The sequence below is a fragment of the Curtobacterium sp. B8 genome (assembly GCF_000333315.1).
In the GTDB taxonomy this organism is placed as follows: domain Bacteria; phylum Actinomycetota; class Actinomycetes; order Actinomycetales; family Microbacteriaceae; genus Curtobacterium; species Curtobacterium luteum.
Genome location: NZ_BACW01000223.1, coordinates 1 through 4,482, shown reverse-complemented (window position 1 = coordinate 4,482; position 4,482 = coordinate 1). Strand labels below are relative to the sequence as shown.

At 74.8% G+C, this 4,482-nt stretch carries 4 protein-coding genes; 2 read left to right on the top strand and 2 right to left on the bottom strand.

Translation table 11 applies throughout. The annotated features are described in order from the left end of the window. Both I59_RS05635 and I59_RS22635 read left to right on the top strand, forming a co-directional pair. Positions 1-486, top strand: a 486-nt coding sequence (locus tag I59_RS05635) for a class E sortase (protein WP_022903037.1), incomplete at its 5' end; no start/stop codon positions are given. After that, positions 483-659, top strand: coding sequence for a hypothetical protein (locus tag I59_RS22635; protein WP_022903036.1), 177 nt, complete (start codon positions 483-485; stop codon positions 657-659). The genes I59_RS05635 and I59_RS22635, both read left to right, overlap by 4 nt. Before the next feature lie 69 nt (positions 660-728). Here I59_RS22635 and I59_RS05625 read toward each other — a convergent pair whose 3' ends face one another. Continuing rightward, positions 729-3,719 carry an AAA family ATPase gene (locus I59_RS05625; protein WP_022903035.1) on the bottom strand — a complete coding sequence of 997 codons (2,991 nt, stop codon included), beginning with the start codon at positions 3,717-3,719 and terminating at the stop codon, positions 729-731. Further along, positions 3,719-4,482 (bottom strand): exonuclease SbcCD subunit D C-terminal domain-containing protein (locus tag I59_RS05620; RefSeq protein ID WP_022903034.1); only part of this gene is annotated, 764 nt, incomplete at its 5' end. The genes I59_RS05620 and I59_RS05625, both read right to left, overlap by 1 nt.

Sequence of the window (4,482 nt, the reverse complement as noted above, 5' to 3'; positions counted from 1 at the left end):
GTCTTCGGCACGATGCAGATCCCCCGGTTCGGCGCGGACTACGACCGCCCGATCGGCGAGGGCACCGACCGCGAGAAGGTCCTCAACACCATCGGCCTCGGGCACTACCAGGACACCGCGATGCCCGGAGCCGAGGGCAACTTCGCCGTCGCGGGCCACCGGGTCACGTACGGCAAGCCGCTCAACCAGATCGCTGACCTCCAGGACGGCGACGCGGTCGTGGTGCGGGTGACCGACAAGGCGACGAAGTTCGACGTCTGGTACGTCTACAAGGTCACGGACTCGCAGATCGTCACCCCGGACAAGATCGAGACGATCGCGCCGGTCCCGAACAAGCCCGGGGTCGAACCCACGGCCGACGACCGCTGGCTGACGCTGACGGCCTGCCACCCGATGTGGTCCGCTGCCCAGCGCTACGTCGTGCACGCCAAGCTCGACTACTGGATGCCGGTGTCCGAGGGCACGCCGAAGGAGCTCGCCAAGTGATCTTCCCGCTCGTGTGGCGGATCCTGCCGGGTCCGACAGCGCTCAAGGTGATCGAGCTGGTCGTCCTGCTCGCCGCGATCGTGTTCGTGCTCTTCACGTGGGTGTTCCCGTGGATCGCGGCCGACATCCTGCCGCCACCCGACGGCACCGTCGACTCGACACCGTCACCCTGACGCGAACACGGACACAGACGCGGGCACGGACGCGGACGCGGCTGCTCGCCGGAGCACCCGCTGGCCCGTTCAGACCGTCGTCGTCACCCGCGAGGCGCCCGACGCGGTCCGACGCACCGCGATGCGCTCCGGGATCCGCTGCTTCAGCTCGTCGACGTGACTGACGATCCCGACCTGCCGTCCGCCCGCGGTCAGGCGCGCGAGCTGCACCAGCACGCCGTCGAGCGCCTCCGGGTCGAGCGTGCCGAACCCCTCGTCGACGAACAGCGTGCCGAGCGACACACCGCCGGCCTCGGCCTGCACGACGTCGGCGAGCCCGAGCGCCAGGCAGAGCGAGACGGTGAACGTCTCGCCGCCCGACAAGCTGCGCGGATCGCGCACGGTGTCGGTGGTGTGGTCGTGGACGGCGAGCGCGAGCCCGGTCCGGCGTGCACGTGACCCCGACTCTCGCTCATCCGAGGTCTCGAGGGTGAATCGTCCCGCGAGCATGTTCCGGAGCCGGTCGTTCGCGGCCGCGACGACGTCCTCGAAGCGGCGCATGAGCACGTAGGTGCCGAGGGTGATCCCGGACGGGTTGACCGCGGTCGCACCGTTCGCGACGTCGGCGAGCCGGACGACCGCTCGGCTCCGGACACTCGTCTCGTCGCGTGCTCGCACCGCGGCGGCGAGGTCCGTGGCGCAGCGACGCGCTGCGGCGGCCCGGTCGGTGGCGGTCACCGCCGCCCGGGTGGCCTCGTCGAGCACGGCGGCAGCGCTGGCCCGGTCGGCCGCGGCTGCGTCCAGGTCGAAGTCGGTGTCCATGTCGTCCGCCGCGGCCAGCACCACGGGCTCGGCCAACCCCGCGTCGACGATCCCCCAGGCCGTGGCCGCGTCCTCGACGGTGCGTCGGAGGGCGTGTTCGGACGACTCGTCGAGGAGCGCTGCCCGGGCTTCGACGACGTCGGTGAACCCGTGCTCCTCGAGCGCGGCGTCGACCTCCACCGCGCGGTCGGCGACGACGCGGTCGTCCTGCTCCACCGCGGCGTCCGCGCGTGCGATCGACTGCAGCACCGCCACCGCCGAGTCCACCGTGCGGACGGCCACGGCGATCCCGGCCGTGTCCGGCAGCTCCGGCGAGCCCGGGACGGGCAGCGCGGTCAGCCGCTCGACGGCAGCTCGGACCGCTCCGAGGTCGTGCTCCAGGCGCTCGGCGTCCGCGTCGATCGACGTGGCGAGGACGGCGCGACGTGTGTCGACGTCGTTCCGGGTCCGTTCGAGCGCCCGGGTGGTCTCGTCGTGCGCGGTCAACTCGCGGTCGAGGCCGCTCACGAGGTCCGCCGCCGCGCGGGCTGCCTGCACCGCCGCGGCGGCGCGCTCGACGGCGGCTGCCAGGTCAGCGTCGTCCAGGGCTCCGACCGACTCGGTCAGCCGCCGGTGCTCCGCCTGCGCGACCCGGAGGTCGGCCGCAGCGTCCGCGAGGGTCTGCTCCGCCCGCCGCGCCCGCTCGGCCGCAGCGTCGATCGCCTCCGCCGTCGGGTGGTCGTCCTGCGGGGCGGCCGGCGCCGGGTGCTCGACGGCACCGCAGACCGGACACGGCGTGCCGTCCGCGAGCGCGGCGCCGAGTTCCCCGGCGAGCCCGGCGATGCGGCGGTCACGGAGGTCGCGCTCGATCCCGAGCGCGGACTCCGCCGCCGTGCGGGCGGCCACGACGGTCTGTTCCGCGACCGACACCTGTGCAGTGGCGACGGCCAGCGCATCGCGCTCGCGCTCGAGCCCGGCGAGGCGCTCGACCTCGTGTGCCGCCCCCGTCGCTCCGGCGGCCAGCGCCGCGGCGTCGGTCGCGCGGGCGACGAGCGCGAGGCGGTCGGCGGGCCGGTCCGCGAGCTGCCGCTGGAGGTCGGCCAGTCGCTCGTCGAGGACGGCCCGGTCGGCGCGTGCGGCGTCGAGCGCGGTTACCCGGGCGTCGAGTCGCGACGCCGTGTCGACCAGGTGCCGTTCGGCGTCGGCGGCGGTCCGGAGCCGGTCGGCGAGCCCTTCGACGTCGTGCTCGTGGTCGAGGCCGTGTCGCTCGCGGAGGGTCGCGGCGTCGGCTCGGGCCGCGGCCGCACGGTCGCGCGCGGCGTCGAGGCTGTCCGCGAAGCCGACGACCCGAGCCGCTCGGGCCGACCGGTCGAGTCGCCGACGTGCGGCCTCGACCGACTCGGTCTGCTGCTCGAGCGTCGCCCGGCGGGCCAGGAGCTCGCGACGCCGGCCCACCGCTGCCGCGCGGGCCCGGAGGAGGGTCTCCTGCTCGGACGCCGTGGTCGCCGTCGTCGCGGCCTCGACCCGGGCGGCCTCGGCGGCGGACGCTGCTGCGGCGAGGTGGTCGACCGTGCCCGGGACGTCCGACTCGGCCGCCGACTCGACCCCGGCCGCCTCGGAGAACCGTGCGAGTGCATCGCGGACGCGCGCATCGGCGCCTTCGACCTCGGCGAGGACCGCGCGGCGTCGAGCCGCGAGCTCCTCGGCGGTGCGGTCGTAGACCTGGGTGCCGAACAGGGACTGCAGGAGCTTCCGGCGGTCTTCCCCCGGCGACCGCAGGAACCGCGCGAACTCGCCCTGGGGCAGGACGACCGTCTGCAGGAACTGTGCCCGGTCGAGCCCGACGATCCGGACGACCTCGGCGCCGACCTCCGGGATCCGGGCGGACAGGGGCTCCCCCGCGGGGTCGCTCGGGGAGGCGAGCCGGACGAGCTGGGCGGACGCCTGCTGCTTCACGGTGCCGGACCCGCGCTGCTTCGGCCGGTCGTACTGCGGGGTCCGCCGGACGCGGAAAACCCCGGCGCCGGTCTCGAACACGAGCTCGACGTACGGTTCGACGGACGGGTCGGCGTGCTGGCTGTGGAGGCGGTCGCTGCTGGCGTCCGACCCCGCGAGACCGCCGTAGAGGGCGAACACGACGGCGTCGATGATCGTCGACTTGCCGGATCCCGTCGGCCCTTCGAGCAGGAAGACCCCGGATGCCGCGAGCGCGGCGAAGTCGATGGTCACCGTGTCCGCGTACGGGCCGATGGCACGGAGCTCCAGGCGGTGCAGGTACATCAGCGGTCCCCCTCGGTCTGCAGCACCCGAGCGGCCGCCTCGTACGCCTCGGTCAGGACGGCGCGGTCGTCGTCGTCCGGCAGCGCGCCCGTGGCGAAGGCGACGAAGTCCGCGGCGACCTCGACCGGGTCGGACGTCGCCGTGACCGCACGCGCCGCGGGTCGCGCGACGGCGTCGGCCGGCTCGTGGGTGATCGCGAGGGCGTGCGGCAGGTGGTCCTTCACCCGCGCGTACATGCGCTCGGGGTGCACCGTGTCGGTGACGGCGACACGGACCCAGGCGTCGGCGTCCGCCGCGAAGTCGCCGGACTCGATCGAGGCGATGGCCGCCCGGACGTCGACGAGCCGTCGCGGCACCGGGGCGGGGAGCAGTTCGACGGCGACCGTGCCGTCGGCGGCGAGGTCGACGAGCGTGACCGACTTCGCCTGGTGCCGCTCGCCGAACGAGAACGCGAGCGGGGACCCGGCGTACCGCACGCGGTCCCCGTCGCCCACCCGCTGGGGTCCGTGCAGGTGGCCGAGGGCGACGTAGTCGAACCCGTCGAAGGCGGACCGGGCGACCATGTCGACCCCGCCGACGCGGATGTCCTGCTCGCTGTCGCTCGGTTGCGCGCCACCGACGAAGGCGTGGGCCACGACGACGCTCCGCGTGCCGGGACGGCCGGCCAGGTCGGCCCGGATGCGGTCGGTGGCGGCACCCACCACGGCCTGGTGGGAGCGGGCGAGCGGCTCGTCCGGGACGCCGGCGAGGGCCCACCGCGTCA